Consider the following 15996-nt stretch of genomic DNA (forward strand, 5'->3'; position numbering starts at 1 on the left):
GCAGGCCCCTGCCGCGGAACTCCTGCGGGCAGCTACTGCCGGGCCCACTTCTGGTTGGCGGCGCCGGTGCAGGTCCACAGCTCGGCCAGGGCTCCGTTGGCGGTGGAGGCGCCGGTGACGTCCAGGCACAGGCCGGACTGGGTATTGGTCACGGTGCCGTCACTGTTGACGTTCCACCGCTGGTTGGCGCCGCCGTTGCAGTCCCAGATGACGACCTTGGTGCCCGCGGAGGTTCCCGCGCCGTAGGCGTCCAGGCACTTGCTGCCGTAGACGCGCAACTCCTTGGCGGAGGTGAGGTTCCACTGCTGGTTGCCGCCGCCGTTGCAGTCCCAGATCGCGGTCTGGACGCCGTTGGTGGAGGACGCGTTGGGCACGTCGAGGCAGCGGTTGGAGCCGACGCCGCGCAGCGGACCGGTGTTCCCCGGGTCGCTGCCGCCACCGGGGTTCGTGCCCGTGCCCCAGCCCCACTGGAGGCGGTCGAGGCCGGACTGGTTGGTGACGCTGACCGAGAGGTTGGTGCCGGTTCCGTTCAGGGAGGTGATGGCGCAGGAGGCGTTCTCGCAGGGACCGGGGCCCTGCGTCTGATTCGTCTGCTTGACGCCGGTCCACAGGACGGACCCCATGCCGAGACTGCGTACGGTGTCGGTGATGGCGTAGAGGTAGGACAGATCGTTGGAACCGTCCTTCGGCCCGTTGTAGTTGACGCCGGTGTTCATGGGGACGCCGAACTCGGTGAGCACGGCACGGCCGGCATAGCCGCACAGATTGCCGGTGAAGTCGTTGACCCAGGCGGCCTCGGTGGTGTGGGAGTCACCGAACATGCCGTAGATGTGGATCGACAGCAAGGTGCCCGACAGCCGGGAGTCGGCGCCGACGGCGCACAGGTTCCCGTCCGACCACAGGCCGGGCACGATCACATGGCCACGGGGGAGGTTGGGATAGCGCGCCAGCCAGTTGGCCTCGAAGTTCGTCAGGTCGGTGGCGTTGTAGCCGTACGGCTCGTTCATGATGTCGAAGTAGAAGTTGCCCTTCGCGCCGTACTTGTTGATCATCGTGTCCCACATCTGGTTGAAGGACGCGGTGTCACTGACCTTCCCGCCCTGCAGCCACGGGGCGACGATGACGTTCATGCCCAGCGCGGTGGCGGCGTCCAGGGCCGCGGTGTAGCTGTTCCACCAGGACCCCGAGGTGGTCGCCGCGTTGAATCCCAGCCGGACCGTGTTGGCTCCCAGGTTCTGGAAGCCCTTCAGGATGGCGGTGGATTTCGTGTACGTCGTCGCGTAGCTGTCCGATGTCGACAGGCCCACCGGGATGTTGGGGCCGGTGATGAAGTTGTCGTTCGGGTCCGCCCAGTTCACGCCGTGGAACTGGCTCGTCGACGCGGCGGCCGCCGGCGCGGCATGCGCCGTCGCGCCACCCGTCAGCAGCCCGAACACCATCAGGGCGACGGTTGCCACACACGCGGTCAGTCGTGGGAATCTGCTGTTCACGTGGTCTCTCCTTGCGATGTGGGGGGCGGTTCATGCAGGAGGGTGAGCGCTAACATTGGTCAAACCCGCGGAGGGCACGGTCTGGCCCACGGCTGACACCTGAACCTGCCATGGACTCCTCCTCCACATTCGGGCCACAGGTCAGACCTGTCGTAGACGCCTGCCAGATCGTCTCCGGCGGGGACCGCCTGCGTCGGCGGAGAGATGGGAGCGCTCCCACTGTGACGGTAGTGAGTCGGAACCGATTCGACAAGGCTCCTGTCACCGGAATGCCTCCCGCAGCGCGCATCCACATCAGTGCGCCCCTACCCCCCGGTGCGCACCGCTGACCCCACGCCAGCGGCACGGCACCGCGAACGGCCCCGTCGTGGACCCAGTGCCCCCTGCTCCAACCGCGGTTGTCCGGCCTTGTCTTGAGGGGATCCCCGCGCGCGGTGGTCGACGGCGGCGGTCGCCTGTGCTCAGCTGTCGATCTGGTTCATGTCCTCGTAACGGGCGCCGGCAGCAGGCGCGATCGCCGTGAGGCGGGCCAGTTGGCCGGTGGTGAGGTCGAGTGCGTCCGCGGCGGTGTTCTCCTCCACACGCGACACTCGCTTGGTGCCCGGAATTGGCGCCAGGTCGCCGCCCTGTGCAAGAAGCCAGGCGATGGCCACCTGGGCGGGGGTGGCGTCCGCTTCTGCGGCGACGGCCTCCACCTCCTCGACGATGCGGAGGTTCGGACTCAGATGCTCTTTGCTGAAGCGGGGGTCGGTCCTGCGGAAGTCGTCGGCATCCAGGGAGCCCGTGTCCCGCAGCGCACCGGTCAGGAAACCGCGGCCGAGCGGTGAGTACGGGACCAGTCCGATGCCCAGTTCGCGCAGCAGTGGGAGGATCTCCGCTTCGACATCGCGTGCCCACAGCGAGAACTCCGTCTGCAACGCCGTGACCGGGTGGGTGGCGTGGGCGCGGCGGATGGTGGCCGGTGAGGCCTCGGACAGGCCGACGTAGCGGATCTTGCCGTCGGCTACGAGCTCACCGAGCGCCCCGACGGTCTCCTCGATGGGGGTGTCCGGGTCCACGCGGTGCTGGTAATAGAAGTCGATATGGTCGGTGTTCAGCCGCCGCAGCGAGCCGTCCACGGCGAGCCGGATGTTTTCCGGGCGGCTGTCGAATCCGCCCTCCCGCCCGCCGGCGTGTGAGATGGCCCCGAACTTCGTCGCCAGGAGCACGTCGTCGCGTCTGCCGGCCACGGCGCGGCCGACCAGTTCCTCGTTCGTGAAAGGGCCGTAGACCTCGGCGGTGTCCAAGAGGGTGACCCCGAGGTCGAGGGCACGGTGCACCGTACGGATGGCCTCGGCGTCGTCGGTTCCCGCCCCCGTGTAGTAGTCGGACATCGACATGCAGCCCAGGCCGATGCGCGGGACCTCGATCCCCCCGAGTGTGGCGTGCTTCATACGTCTGCCTTGCCTTCTTCCTGGGTGTGCGACTGTCCGTTCGCGCTGCCGCCGGCGGAGGCACTGTACGAGGAGCTCCCGGCCGACGCGGTTCGGGCGACGGGGAGCAGGTCAATGCGCCGCGGGCGGGCGCCTGCCTCGAAGGCCGGCTCAAACCGGCCGTCGACGGGGCGCCGGACCCATCTGACACCGCGTGGGTGAGCGACGACATCGCGCCGCGCCGACGCGTGCCCGGTCGGCGGCAGCGGATCCCGCTCCTCACCCGCTCGGCGTACGGCTTCCTCAAGACACCTGCCGTGCATACCGATGCACCTCCCGGAATGGTGAATCGGTGAACGTGTGAAGGGTCGAACTCCTGTGATGTCAACCTCGTTGCCCCGGTCGGATGAGGCACTGGACACGGTGGCGGTGGCGGTGGACGCGCTGCGTGCGGGTCGGCCCGTGATCGTGGTCGATGACGCGGATCGTGAGAACGAGGGCGATCTCGTGATGGCGGCCCAGTTCGCGACCGCCGAGGCCTTGGGTTTCCTCATCCGGTGGTCCGGTGGTCTGCTGTGCGTGCCCATGGCACCGGAGATCGCCGACCGCCTGGAGCTTCAGCCGATGGTGGAGACCGCTTCCGGGGCCGACCCGGCGGCTTTCACCGTGTCGGTGGACGCGGTCGGCGTCAGCTCCGGGATCTCGGCTGCGGACCGGGCGCTGACCGCGCGACTGCTCGCGGATCCCACCACCGTCCCCGGCCAACTGGTCCGTCCCGGGCATGTGTTCCCGCTGCGCGCCCGCGCGGGCGGGATCGCGGAGCGGCGCGGGCACACCGAGGCGACCGTGGACCTGCTGCGCCTGGCCGGCCTGACGCCGGTCGGGGTGATCAGCGAGGTGTGCGAGGACGACGGCTCCGTCACCAGCGTCGACCGGCTAGGTGCTTTCGCCGACCTGCACGGACTGCCCGTGGTCTCGATCGAGCAGTTGTCGCAGGCGCTGCAGCCCGCCGGCGCGGCGGCGGTCTGACCCCCGATGCGCACGGCGACGGTCTTCGACCTGGACGACACGCTGGTGGACAGCGGAGCGGCGTGGGGGCGGGCCTGCGGGTCCGTCACCGCCCGCCACGGGCACCGCTGGGGACCTGCGGACGACGCGGTGCTGCACGGCAACGGCGACTGGCCGGCATTCGTCGCCGCTCTGTGCGGTGACGGGATCAGCGCCGCCGAGGCCATGGAGGAGTGCACCGCTGCGATGGCGGTGGAATGCGCAGCGGGCCGGGTCCCGGCGCTCCCGGGGGCAAGGGGCCTGGTCACCGCGGCCGAACGCCACGGGCCGGTCGCCGTGGCCACGGCCAGTCCCCGCCGCTACGTCCACGCGATCCTCGAAGAGCTGGGACTGGCGGCGCGGATGAGCGCGATCGTCTGCGCGGAGGACGTGGTCCGCGGCAAACCGGCTCCCGACGCCTACCTGCGCGCGGCCGCCGTCATCGGCATCCCGCCGTCGGAGTGCATGGCAGTCGAGGACTCCGCGAACGGGATCCGCTCGGCCGTCGGGGCCGGGATGCGCGTCCTGGCGATTCCCCGCGCCGGCAGTGCGCTTCCGGCCGATGTCGCGGGCCTGCCGGCGGCGCAGGCCCGCGACGCCACCAGCGCCTCCCCGCTGCTGAGCCGCCTCCTGGTATCCCGATCCGAGCCGGCGCACCTGCGGCCGGCCGGACCCCTGGCCTATGAGGGCACACCGTGAAGCACTACGTGATCACCGGGTCCGGCTCCGGTATCGGGCAGGCGGTTGCCGACCGGCTGAACGCCCGCGGCGCCACCCTGCACCTGCCGGTCCGCACCCCGGAGAGCGCCGAACGCGTCGCACGGCGCTACCCCGGAGCCCACACGATCATCGCCGACCTCGCCGAGCCCGCCGCGCTGGAGAAGATCCTGCACGACAGCAGCCTGCCGGACACCGTCGACGGCCTGCTGCATGTCGCGGGCACCCTGAACCTGGGTCCCGTCGCGGATCTCACACCGCGAACCTGGGAAACGACCCTCGCCGTCAACCTCATGGCCCCCGCGGAACTCACCCGCCTGATGCTGCCCCGGCTCAGACACCCTGCCGGGCACGTGATCTTCGTCAACTCCACCTCCGGCCTGGACACCCGTGCCGGATGCTCGGCCTACTCCGCAGCCAAGTACGGCCTGCGCGCACTGGCCGACGCCCTGCGCGCGGAAGAACAGCAGACCGGCCTGCGCGTTACCTCCCTCTACCCGAGCCGCACGGCAACCCCGATGCAGGAACGCATGCAGCAGCACGAAGGCCGCGTCTACGACCCCGCCTGCTGGATCGACCCGTCCACGCTGGCAGTTGCCATCCTGACCGCCCTCGACCTTCCGCCCGACGCCGCGATCAGTGATATCACCGTCCGCGTCGGCAACGGACAGCGACGCTGACCCGATCCGGGAAGAAGCGAGCGCGGCGGCGCGGCTGCCCGCCTAGGTTCTGCTCTTCCCGGAGGTGGTCGGCCGGCATACGGACCGGACGGCGCGGGCCCGCGCCGTAACCGGTCAGGGTTTCGCGTCCGCCGCCGGGACTCCCGGCACCGCTGGGTCGCCCCGGCCCTGCTCGCCGATGCCTCCCTCGCCGTCACTGTCGCCCGCGAACGCGGTGACCCCGCCCTGACCGACGACGGAACCAGCCGGAACGGGCTGATTCCGCTCACCTGGCCCGACAAAGCCACTTCCGCAGCCAGGCCGCCTTCCAGCCGTGAAGATCGCGATCTATGGCTCGGGTACTGAGGAGAGCACTATTTCCGCAATTGTCAACCGCACAAGATGAGGTCAGGAGAGCGGCGATTTCCGATAAAGTCAATAGCGTTTGGCGATTGGTTTTCACCACGCGGTACGTGATATCAATTGGGCGCTATTCGCCGCTATCCCCGCGCGGAGGGATCCCGCCATGAACGAACACTCGGCTGACGCCAGTTGGCGCGTCGATCACCGCTGCACAAACTGTGACGCAGCCCGGCAGCTTGCACCGGACCTGATCGCCGAGGTCGCCGGCCGCTCCTCGGTCATCCGCCAGCCGCGCAACGACGCGGAGGAAAAGGCCCTGCACGCCGCGGCATTCGCGTGCCACACCCGATCGATCCGGCACGGCGCGCGCGGCCCGCAGCCGGCGCTCGATCCCTTCCCGCTCCGCCTTTCGGAGCACGTGCACCTGTGCGGCCACAACTCGCCGCGCACCGCCGGCGCGAGTTCCTACCTGCTGCGCCGGCCGGCCGGAAACCTGATGATGGTCGACACGCCGCGCTGGAGTTCCGCCCTGGCTTCGAGATACGCGGCACTCGGCCCGATTACCGACGTGCTGCTCACCCATCGCGACCACGCCGCGCACGGCCGCGAATACGCCGACCGGTTCGGCGCCCGCCTGTGGATCCACGAAGGCGACCTGGCTGCCGCGCCGAACGCCGACAGTATTCTCCGGGGCACCGAGCCGATCGAGATCGCCGACGGCGTTACCGCGCACCCGCTGCCCGGACACACCCAAGGCAGCGTGCTGTATCTAGCCGACGACACCTACTGCTTCAGCGGCGACAGTTTCTACTGGTCCCGGTCCGTCGGCGACATCGCCGTCGCCGAGTCCGTCACCTGGTACTCCATCACCGAGCTGGCCGCATCACTGGCCCGTGCGGCACCGCGGGTGCGCTTCGAATGGCTGCTGCCGGGCCACGGCGACCGCAAGCGGCTGCCCGCCGACGAGTTCGCCCGGCGGATGAAGGACCTGGCCGCCCGCACCGGAGAACTCTCACCACGACCGATCGACTTCACCGCACTGCGCTGGTGACCCGCACCGCACCGCACCGCACCGCACCGCACCGCACCGCACCGCACCGCACCGAGGAGAATCCGTGACGATCCTTGCTCCCGGCGTCATCCAAATCGCCACATCCAAGTCCAACAACGCCTTCCTCGTGGAGGGTGATGACGGTCTGACCCTCGTCGACGTCGGCAGCACCAAAGCCGTAGACCCGCTGCTGCGCACAATCGCCGAGTTGGGCCGAGATCCTGGCGACCTCAACCGCATCGTGCTGACCCATGCACACCCCGACCACGTGCAGGGCGCGCCCACGCTGCGCGAGCACACCGGCGCCCGCGTCCTGATCCATGTCGCCGACGCCGCGTGGCTGGCCGGCGGACGGGTACCGGCGGACGGGCGGTCCAGCCCGGCGGCCAGGCGATACGACCAGCTCCCAGCCGCACACTGGACGCCGTTCGAACCCGATGCCACGGTCGAGGACGGCGAACTCATCGCCGGTTCCGGCGGGTTGCGCGTGATTCACACGCCGGGCCATTCCCCCGGCCACATCGCGTTGCTGCACGAACCCACCCGCACGGTACTGGTCGGCGACGCGGTATTCCACGCCGGCCGCCTCGGCTACGGGCCGGCCACCTTCGCCGCCGAGCCCGCCGCTCGCGCAACCGGCGCCGCTCGGATACCCACCAACGTCACCGCAGTCGGCTTCGGCCACGGCGCCCCGCTGTCCGGACCGGAGGTGGACGCCTTCCAGGCATTCCTGGCCAAGCAGCAGTGATCGCCACCCCCACGCCAGGCTGCGGCCCGAAGGACCGGGCCGGCTCCGTCGAGGGCGCCCACGCAGAAGACGACTTCCAGATCTGCCGCACGCCGTCGCGACTCGATGGCGGCGGCGTCCAGCGCCACGAAGGACATGAGTGACCCGTCCACTCCTACGACCAGAAACGGTGGCCCCCGAGCTCGGGACCGGCGCGGAAGACCTCCCCGTTGTGGATGCTGTCGTTGAACCGGATACAGCGCAGGTCCCGGTCCCAGACGACCAGACTGACCGACGCATGCCCGAAGAGTGCTTCCAGCGCGGCTGGATCCGCCGCGGGCCGGGTCGGGGAGTCGTATGCCCAGACCAGCCAGCGAGGACCGGACCGCCCGAAGCGAGCAAGCCTCCGGCGGACCGATACAACACCTCGGCGGCCGGGTAACCCCACAAACGCTCGGCGGCGCCGGCACGGCCTTGGAGCACTCTCCGCTGCAGTTGTTGCCGGCGCTCCGGCCGGCCGCGTCGTGCTTCTGCCAACCGAGGTGGTCCGTGATCCCGCCCTCAACAGCGCCGCCGTTGATCAGACCCTCCCGTTCAGGACCGCCTCGGCGACCTCGTCGGGGTGGGTCAGCAGGCCCTCGTGGGTCCCGGGGATCATGACGGGTTCCAGACCCAGCCGCGCCGCGAACTCCGCACCGGGCCGGGGAAGCGCACGGTCGTCCTCGCCGAGGATGTAGAGCGCGGGAATGCCGAGCTCGGCCGCGTCGGGGACATCGAGCGCGTCCAGGAAGTAGTTGCCGGGCAGCGGCGTCAGGAGCTCCGCCACCAGACGCTGGGCCTCCTCCCCGGCATCCTGCATGAAGATGTCCTGGACGAACTGCAGGGAGGGCGGGATGGAGCGCGTCGGGGAGGCGTCGATCAGCCCTCGCAGCATCGCTGCGGCCTCCGGCGGGTTGTCCTCCAGCATCGACTTGCCGCGCACAGGAATCTGCGCGGCATAGTAGACGGCCTGGGACACCTTGCCCGCCAGGCGGTGCACGGCGCCGGCCATCGGATATCCGCCCCAGCTGTGACCCACCAGAATCACGTCGGTGAGACCCAGCCGCTCCACCTCGGAGACCACATGGTCCACCGCGTCCTGGAGGCCGATGCCCGAGGGATCCTCGCCGTCCCCCATGCCGGGAAGAGTAAGGCAGACAGCGCGATGCCCGGCGGCACGCAGCCGCTCGGCCACCGGCCGCCAGGACCACCCACCATGCCAGGCACCCGGGATCAGAACATACGTAGAATCCATTCCGCTCATTACGGATCCTCACTCATCAGTTCATTCTCAGCGGGAAATGTGGAGGACTACGGCAATCCGGATCAGGCGCCGATGACCTCGGATGCGAAAGCGACGGGCGCGATCGGCCCCTCGCCCCGCCCGTCGGCTCAACACCCCTCTGGCGTGATTGCGGCGCGACCCTGCCGACCAGGTCTTCCGCACCTGACCAACTATCGCAAACTTGGCCACAACGGGACAAGATTCGTGACCGTGGCGTAAGCATTGTTCTGTTGTTCGATCCGCAGGCGAGTTCTTGGGGTCACACAGGGAAGCGTGCTCATGGCTCGGACTGAGCGCTTGGTGCCTGATGTTGTCGGTCGATCATCTCCCGGATTGCCGGCCGGATCACTCCGTCACCGGCAGGCACTCGGCGAGCAGGCCGACGACGTCGCGCCAGGCGCGCTGCGCGTGCTGTGGGTGGTAGCCGACGCCGGGGACCGTGGGGTGGTCGACTGGCGGGTGGTGGAAGGCGTGCAAGCCGCCGCCGTAGACCGCGAGGCGCCAGTCGACGCCCGCGGCCTGCATCTCGGCGGTGAACGCGTCCCGTTGCGCGGGCGGCATGATCGGGTCTTCCGACCCGACCCCGGCCCACACCGGGCAGCGAATGTGCGCCGCCTCGCCCGGTCGGCCCGTGGTCAGTGCGTTGACTGTGCCGATCGCGCGTAGGTTGACGCCGTCGCGCCCGAGTTCCAGCCCGATGGCGCCGCCGGTGCCGTAGCCGACGGCGGCGATCCGGTCGGGGTCGGTCCGCGGCTCGGCGCGCAACACGTCGAGCGCGGCGTGGCCGATGTCCCGCATCCGGTCGGGATCAGCGAGCAGCGGCAGACAACGGGCCAGCATCTCCTCGGGGTCAGCCAAATAGCGCCCGCCGTGGACGTCGAAGGCCAGCGCCACATATCCCAGCTCGGCGAGAGCATCGGCCCGGCGGCGCTCGACGTCGCTGAGCCCCATGCCCTCCGGTCCGAGCAGCACCGCCGGCCGGCGGTCGACTCCGGCTGGGAGCGCGAGGTGCCCGATCATCGTCAGGCCGTCGGCCGGGTACGCGACCGTGCGCGTTGTGATCGTCGTCATGAGACTGGACGGTAGCGATCGTCGAGCCCGGTCGGGCCGGTGTTCACCGCTGGCAGAACAGTGTGAGTGTGCCTCTGACGTGCGGCGACAGCTCACAAGATCCTTCTGGCCGGAGCCGTCCTCAAAGGAACCTGGTCGGCCGCCTTCGCGGTTCCCGCCGCGGCCTGGAGGCGGCGGCCCTGCCGCGGACATCGGCTGCGTCCCCGGGCACGTCACCGCGTACCTGCACGTTCTTGGCGTTGACGCCTTGGGTGTCGATCTCTCTCCTGGGACCATCGACGTGGCCCGGCGTGGAAACACCCGACGGGGCGCCAGGTACGGGGTGCGCGGATCAAGAGGCGCGCGGATCGTACGTGGGAACGACGGTGCCGGTCAGCCGGCCTGGCTGCTGTCCTTCAGGGCGCCCCAGGCGTGCCAGCGATCGATCTCGATCCACACGCTGACGCGGCGGCGGTCTCGGATCGCGTATGGCCGTCCAAGGTACTGCTGGGACACCCGGTCGGCCTCGACCAGACCCTCGTCCTCCCGGATTTCGCCGGCGCGGCCGATGATGCTGACGTGGGTGTACCAGTCGGCCTCGTCGAGCACCGTGAGCGTCACCCGGGGATCGTTGCGCAGGTGGTTCAGCCGGGCCCGGTCCTCGTCCAGGGTGAGGAGGATGCGGCCGTCGTCCCAGAGGTACCAGGTCGCCGTGGAAATCGGCTGGCCGTCCGGCCGCAGGGTGGCCATGACGGCCGGATTGGCCTTCGCCAGCAGGGCGACGACCTCCTCGGGCAGCGGTGGTTTCGACATCGGGCACCCTCCGTGACGCGTCGCTGCACCGGTCCGAGGCCGGTCTTCGAGATAATCGTCCGCATCGTCCGCATCGGACTGTTTCACGGTTCGGCCCGCTTCCCCGTCATTGGCGACCCCGCCCGGCTCCGGCGTGCCGCCGCTGGGCGGGCTGCGGGCATGGCGGGGCCCGGCCGGTCGGCGGCCGGGCGGTTCGGCGGCTTGAGAGAGGCACGGATGGCAGTGGTGCGAACAGTGGAGCTTCCCTCCGGTGTGCGGGTGCCCGCGCTCGGCCAGGGCACCTGGGGGATGGGCGAGGATCCCGCGCGGCGTCAGTCCGAGGTCGCCGCCCTGCGACGGGGCTTCGACCTGGGGATGACGCTGGTCGACACCGCGGAGATGTACGCGGACGGCGCCGCCGAGGAAGTGGTCGGCGAGGCGATCCGCGGTCGGCGGGACGAGACGTTCGTGGTGAGCAAAGTGTCGCCGAGGCACGCCGACCGGCGCGGAGCGCCCGCGGCGTGCCGGGCGAGTCTGCGGCGTCTGGGCACGGACCGGATCGATCTGTACCTGCTGCACTGGCGGGGTGACGTACCGCTCGACGAGACGGTCGAAGCCTTGGAAGGGCTGGTGGCGGACGGCAGTATCGGCTCGTGGGGCGTGAGCAACCTGGACGTCGACGATCTGGCGGACCTGCCGGCGGGTGCCCGCCCGCAGACGGACCAGGTGCTCTACAACCTCACCCGGCGGGGACCGGAGTACGACCTGCTCCCGTTCTGCCGGGAGCGCTCGCTACCGGTCATGGCGTATTCACCGGTGGAACAGGGCCGGCTGCTCGGCCATCCGGCACTGGCCGCGGTGGCCGAAGTGCACGGAAGCACCCCCGCGCAGGTGGCGCTCGCCTGGGTGCTCCGCCGGGACGACGTCATCGCCATTCCCAAGGCGTCCACCGTCGCCCACGTCGAGGAGAATCGCGCCGCCCTCGACCTGCTCCTCAGGGAGGACGAGCTGCGCGCCCTGGACGCCGCCTTCCCGCCGCCGGACCGCAAGCAGCCGCTCGACGTGCTGTGACCGAGCGCTGCCGAAAACCTCGTGCCGCCAGCCGAACCGGGCGGAGATGGCCCAGCGGAGGGCGGCGACGGTGCGGGTTCTACGAGGCCGGCCCGGCACGGAGAGCCGTCGGGCCGGCGCTCGCAGAACTGTCAGAGCATCTCGGTGCGGTATGCGGGAGCCAACTCGGCAGCGCGCTGCCGGCGCTCCGCCATCTCGTCGTCGGTGAGCCGCGGCGGCGGCGCGTCCTTGCTCGCGACCTCGTCGCCGACGAGCATGAAGTATTCATCCTGGGCCGCGGGCGTGCACATGCACAGCATGCGCGCGGGTGCGCCGGCGACATTGCGGAAGTTGTGGGGGGCATTGGCCGGGATGTTCACGGTGGATCCGGCCCGCACGCTGTGCTTCTCGTCGCGGAAAGTGAACTCGATCTCGCCTTCGAGGACGGTGAACATCTCCTCGAAGTCGTGCCGGTGCGGCGGGGGGCCACCGCCGTCGGGCACGCGCATGTCGATGAGGCAGTACTGCCCGTTGGTCTGCTTGCCGGTGATCAGCATGGCGTAGTTGTCCCCGGCGAGGGAGATGTAAGTGACTGCGGGGTCGTCGGGGCTGGCCACCGTCAGTGTTCGGGTCGGGTCGTCGTCCGGGATGGCGGGGTCGGTGCGGTTGAAGGCGGTCATGCTGTTTGTCCTTCCTGGCGTATTTCCTCGAAGTGGGCTCGCAGCGATCGGGGTTCGCGCCCAGGGGTTGTGCGTAGGGTCAGGGAATCGGCGATCAGGCCCGCGTGGGTGTCTGCTCGAACATAGCCCGCGTCGGTGCCGGGACGCCGTCGCCGAGGACGGCGCGTTCAGCGCGGACCGGCCTGGTGGCCTGCTGGCCGCGGTGCTTCCCTTGGACCGCTCCTGCCCCGGCCGCCGATCCGGCCGCGGACGAGGGGGTCTCTCCACGATGGCGGCTGCCCTGGCTCCTGTCCCTGTCCCAGCCGAATACGAGGTGAAGGACGGCGGCCGGAACCGTCTGGCGACACCGGTCGTGAACTCGCACTCCCCGGGCTGGACCCTAGGCTGGCAGACAGGGGCATGTTCGAGGCGAGGAGAGCGCGATGTGGGTCAAGGCCGCACTGGCAGCGGTACTGGCGCTGTGGCGCCACCGGAAGCGGAAGCGCGAGCGCAGAGGGACATGACGAAGCGCCCCGCCCGCCGACCGTTCAGGTAGGCCGGGCTGTGAGCGCGTCGCCGCATGTGGCGGGCTGTCCCACTCGGGGATGCCCTGCACGCGCCCTGCTGCTGGCGGGGGCAGGCAGGCCGGCCTGGTCGCGGATGAGGGCGGCGAAGATGTCCTCCGCTGAGCATGCCGATGACGACGGCCGGCTGAGAGGCCGGGACGGTCATCACTTCGGCGCTTCCCTCAGGGCTGCTCGCTGGGGTTGCACCGCCTCGCATACCACCATTCCACAGCTTTGACCTGCGGTAATGGCGCCGGTGGAACGCCTGCCGGGCCGGTTCCGGCGGTCGGTGAGGGTCACATCCGAAGAGCCTGCGCAAGTGCGCACACGTGCACGCGAGAGGGAGCCCGGACGCCCGGCCCGGCGGGGTGGTCCGGCCCAACCCGCCACGACCGGGGGTCACGCGGCCGGTGGCCCGATGAGGATTGTGGGGCCGCCCTGGTCATCCCCGAGAAGGGCGGCCCCTGTGGTGGCCCGCCCGTGGGGGTTGGGCGGGCCCGTGCCAGGTGCCTGCCCGGCGTCCCGGCCTACGTGCTCGAACATCGACTCGAACACCGTCCCCGAACGAGTGACGCGCCCCGGCCCGGCTCCGGACCGGGCCGGCTCGTCCCGCCGGTTCGCCGGTTCGCCGGCCCGTGGCTCCGCCTGATGTGTCCCGAGGTTGATCAGGACACCGGCGGCACCATCCGGAGTCCGTCCTGGCCGACCGTGCGCCTGGGCTCGCAGCCCGTGGCGCGGTGCGCGATGGTGGAAGGTATGTGGATCGACGACTCCTCACCCGTGGGGGCGGAGATACAGCGCCCGCCCTGCACTGGTACGGCTTCGTGTGCCCCTTCTGCTACGTCGGGCAGGATCGGTCCCGCATCCTCACCGGGCGTGGCTTCACGGTGCTGAGCATCCCGCTTCCGGTACACCCGGAGATCCCGCAGGACGGCACCGGCGCAGGTCCTCGGCAGGGTGCGATGGACGAGTTCCTGGAGGGCGAGGCGCGCGCCGCCGGTCCCCCACTGCGCCGGCCCGCCCGGCTGCCCAACACCCTCTCCGCGCTCACTGCCGCCGAGTGGCAGCGCCGCCATGAGCCCGGCGCTTTCCCGGCGCCTTATGCGGCTCTCCTCGGCTCCCACTTCGTAGGCGGTGAGGACATCGGCGACCGGGCCGTCCAGGGGTTCGGCGATGCATGACCGGATCAAGGACGTCGGAACAACGGAAGGGAAGATCATGACCGGTGAAGGTGCGCAGGGCGTCAACGTGGTGCTTCCGGGAAAGGGAGAGGAAGTCACCATCCCCGGATTCGGGGCGACCTACAAGCTCTACGGCCGGGACACCGGCGGGGAGGTGTCGATCGTGGAGCACCCCTTTGCCGTGGGCATCATCACCGCCCCCCACCGGCACACCGGGGAGGACGAGCACTCCATTGTCCTCGAAGGGGAAATAGGCTTCCGGTCGGACGACAGTGAGGTGGTTCTCGGGGCGGGCGGCTACATCACGAAACCGCGCGGCCAGATGCACGCGATGTGGAACGCGGGTGACGTGCCGGGGCGCATTGTCGAGATCATCACGCCGGGCGGATTCGAGGACTACTTCCGCCAACTCGGCGAGCTGCTCGCCGCCGACAAGGAGGCCGGCTCGTCCTCCTCCGACAGTCTCCACGGGACCGACGAGTTCACAGCTCTGGCCTCCAGGTTCGGCCTGACCTACGGGGATCCGGACTGGCTCGACGACGTCGTGAAGCGGTACAGCCTCAGGCCGCCGACCCACTGAGGGAGCAGACAGTGCCGGCGCCGGCGGGTAGGAAGACGGTCCGGGCCCGCGGGCGGGGCGGGGGCTCCCGTGGGCGCCGGCCTCAGTGTTGGATCAGGCCACCGACCGGGACGGGAGCGACATGGCCGGTCGCCGGAAGACCCAGCGCAAGGGCGAGGCCGATGTCGACCAGGGATGACCGGCGCAGGCGGGCGGCATCGGAGATCGCGGTCCAGACCGACTCGGCGATCCGGCCGTTCGGCTCAGGGCGGAGCCGACCGCCGGTGATACGGACCTGGTAGAAGATGCCGACGTTCTGGTGCTCAACTCCCGCGCGGGCGGCAGCCGCAGGGATCACGCGTGAGTCCACTCCCAGCAGGCGGTCCACCACCGCGGAGCAGCCGGTCTCCTCGGCGACCTCCCGGATCACCGCGTCGAACGGATCCTCTCCCGGCTCGACCCCGCCCCCCGGAAGGGTCCAGTTGCCCGGCCCGACCGCTGGTACGTGCCGGGCGACCAGCACCTTTCCGTCCTCGATGCACACGGCGTACGCCGCCAACCGGAAACTCATCCCCTCACCTCCCGCCGGACCCTATCGGACGCGGCCATGGCCTCACGAACTCGTTCGGTGCCCGCCCGGCCGGCAGAAACTCCGATCGGAGCCTTCTCCCATCTGCCAGAGTGCACACGTCTTCTGACCGCCGCGGGTGGCAGGATCGGGCCATGGGGAACGAGTCGGGCCGGGCGGCGGAGATCGGGCCCACGGGTGGGGCGCTCCGGCTCAGGGCCGCGCGGGAGGACGAGGCCGAGCTGCTGAGTGAGTTGGCGCTGCGGTCGAAGGGGCATTGGGGTTACGACGCGGAGTTCCTGGCCGCGTGCCGGGAGGAGTTGCGGCTGCGGCCGGGAGAGGTGGCGGCCCGCAGGACCGTGGTCGTGGAGGAGTTCAGGCAAAACGCCGACGCCGCGGCGGAGTCGGGGGACGCCTGGCGCGTCCTGGGGCTCGCCACGCTGGAGGGCACCGCGCCGGACGGCGAGTTGGGCATGCTGTTCGTGGAACCGGCCGCGATCGGGCGGGGCGTGGGGCGGTTGCTGTACCGGCACGTGCTGGCCGAGGCGGGGCGGCTCGGCTTCAGCCGGATGGTGATCGCCTCCGACCCGCACGCCGAGCCGTTCTACCTGGCCATGGGCGCGGAGCGGACGGGCACCACGCCGTCCGGCGCGATCGCCGGCCGCGAACTCCCGCTGCTCACCGCCTGGCTCCGTCCGGTGCGGCCGCCCGCCTGGATCAGCGCGTGGACCGGCGGCCGACGTGCGGTCCACCTCGGCAACGTCGCCGAGTTCAACGCCCA

Annotated in this window: 15 protein-coding genes and 1 pseudogene; 9 read left to right on the forward strand and 7 right to left on the reverse strand. The window is 70.3% G+C overall.

Annotated elements, in window-relative coordinates; translation table 11 throughout:
- Positions 1-32: 32 nt before the first annotated feature.
- Positions 33-1490, reverse strand: a complete 1458-nt coding sequence (locus OG702_RS05425; RefSeq protein ID WP_327287739.1) for a ricin-type beta-trefoil lectin domain protein — start codon at positions 1488-1490, stop codon at positions 33-35.
- 461 nt (positions 1491-1951) lie between these two features.
- The gene (locus OG702_RS05430) at positions 1952-2923 is read right to left on the reverse strand and encodes an aldo/keto reductase (RefSeq protein WP_327287740.1); all 972 of its coding nucleotides are present in this window, start codon (positions 2921-2923) and stop codon (positions 1952-1954) included.
- A 360-nt stretch (positions 2924-3283) separates the two neighbouring features.
- Between OG702_RS05430 and ribB the strand changes: the two genes are divergently transcribed.
- From ribB to OG702_RS05455, 5 genes are all read left to right on the forward strand, one after another.
- Positions 3284-3931 (forward strand): 3,4-dihydroxy-2-butanone-4-phosphate synthase, encoded by a 648-nt coding sequence (ribB, locus tag OG702_RS05435; RefSeq protein ID WP_327287741.1) that lies wholly within the window; start codon positions 3284-3286, stop codon positions 3929-3931.
- A 6-nt stretch (positions 3932-3937) separates the two neighbouring features.
- Entirely contained in the window at positions 3938-4648 is a 711-nt protein-coding gene (locus OG702_RS05440; protein WP_327287742.1) for an HAD family hydrolase, read from the forward strand.
- Entirely contained in the window at positions 4645-5346 is a 702-nt protein-coding gene (locus tag OG702_RS05445; protein WP_327287743.1) for an SDR family oxidoreductase, read from the forward strand. Before OG702_RS05440 ends, OG702_RS05445 begins: the two co-directional genes overlap by 4 nt.
- A 505-nt stretch (positions 5347-5851) precedes the next feature.
- Positions 5852-6739 carry an MBL fold metallo-hydrolase gene (locus OG702_RS05450; RefSeq protein WP_327293095.1) on the forward strand — a complete coding sequence of 296 codons (888 nt, stop codon included), beginning with the start codon at positions 5852-5854 and terminating at the stop codon, positions 6737-6739.
- 64 nt (positions 6740-6803) lie between these two features.
- Complete coding sequence (locus OG702_RS05455; RefSeq protein ID WP_327287744.1) at positions 6804-7487, forward strand: MBL fold metallo-hydrolase; 684 nt, start codon at positions 6804-6806, stop codon at positions 7485-7487.
- 559 nt (positions 7488-8046) lie between these two features.
- Here the strand turns inward: OG702_RS05455 and OG702_RS05460 are convergent.
- The 3 genes from OG702_RS05460 to OG702_RS05475 form a co-directional block, all read right to left on the reverse strand.
- Positions 8047-8769: an alpha/beta fold hydrolase gene (locus tag OG702_RS05460; protein WP_327287745.1), complete on the reverse strand. Its 723-nt coding sequence runs from the start codon at positions 8767-8769 to the stop codon at positions 8047-8049.
- Between the two features lie 366 nt (positions 8770-9135).
- A complete protein-coding gene (locus tag OG702_RS05465; RefSeq protein ID WP_327287746.1) occupies positions 9136-9861 on the reverse strand; it encodes a dienelactone hydrolase family protein in 726 nt (241 codons plus the stop codon).
- A 372-nt stretch (positions 9862-10233) separates the two neighbouring features.
- Positions 10234-10653 (reverse strand): PPOX class F420-dependent oxidoreductase, encoded by a 420-nt coding sequence (locus tag OG702_RS05475; RefSeq protein ID WP_327287747.1) that lies wholly within the window; start codon positions 10651-10653, stop codon positions 10234-10236.
- 216 nt (positions 10654-10869) lie between these two features.
- On the opposite strand from OG702_RS05475, the gene OG702_RS05480 reads away from it, so the two are divergent.
- Positions 10870-11703, forward strand: coding sequence for an aldo/keto reductase (locus OG702_RS05480; protein WP_327287748.1), 834 nt, complete (start codon positions 10870-10872; stop codon positions 11701-11703).
- 131 nt (positions 11704-11834) lie between these two features.
- Here OG702_RS05480 and OG702_RS05485 read toward each other — a convergent pair whose 3' ends face one another.
- Positions 11835-12362, reverse strand: coding sequence for a cupin domain-containing protein (locus tag OG702_RS05485; RefSeq protein WP_327287749.1), 528 nt, complete (start codon positions 12360-12362; stop codon positions 11835-11837).
- A 1507-nt stretch (positions 12363-13869) separates the two neighbouring features.
- On the opposite strand from OG702_RS05485, the gene OG702_RS05490 reads away from it, so the two are divergent.
- Positions 13870-14088, forward strand: a complete 219-nt coding sequence (locus tag OG702_RS05490) for a hypothetical protein (protein ID WP_327287750.1) — start codon at positions 13870-13872, stop codon at positions 14086-14088.
- 37 nt (positions 14089-14125) lie between these two features.
- A complete protein-coding gene (locus OG702_RS05495; RefSeq protein WP_327287751.1) occupies positions 14126-14668 on the forward strand; it encodes a cupin domain-containing protein in 543 nt (180 codons plus the stop codon).
- A gap of 82 nt (positions 14669-14750) precedes the next feature.
- Here the strand turns inward: OG702_RS05495 and OG702_RS05500 are convergent, their stop codons facing one another.
- A complete protein-coding gene (locus OG702_RS05500) occupies positions 14751-15218 on the reverse strand; it encodes an NUDIX hydrolase (RefSeq protein ID WP_327287752.1) in 468 nt (155 codons plus the stop codon).
- Positions 15219-15370: 152 nt separating this feature from the next.
- Between OG702_RS05500 and OG702_RS05505 the strand changes: the two are divergent.
- Positions 15371-15898 (forward strand): annotated as a pseudogene (locus OG702_RS05505) (GNAT family N-acetyltransferase); the annotation flags it as partial.
- Positions 15899-15996: the final 98 nt, after the last annotated feature.

Origin of the sequence: Streptomyces sp. NBC_01198 (genome assembly GCF_036010485.1) — a bacterium.
Lineage (GTDB): Bacteria > Actinomycetota > Actinomycetes > Streptomycetales > Streptomycetaceae > Actinacidiphila.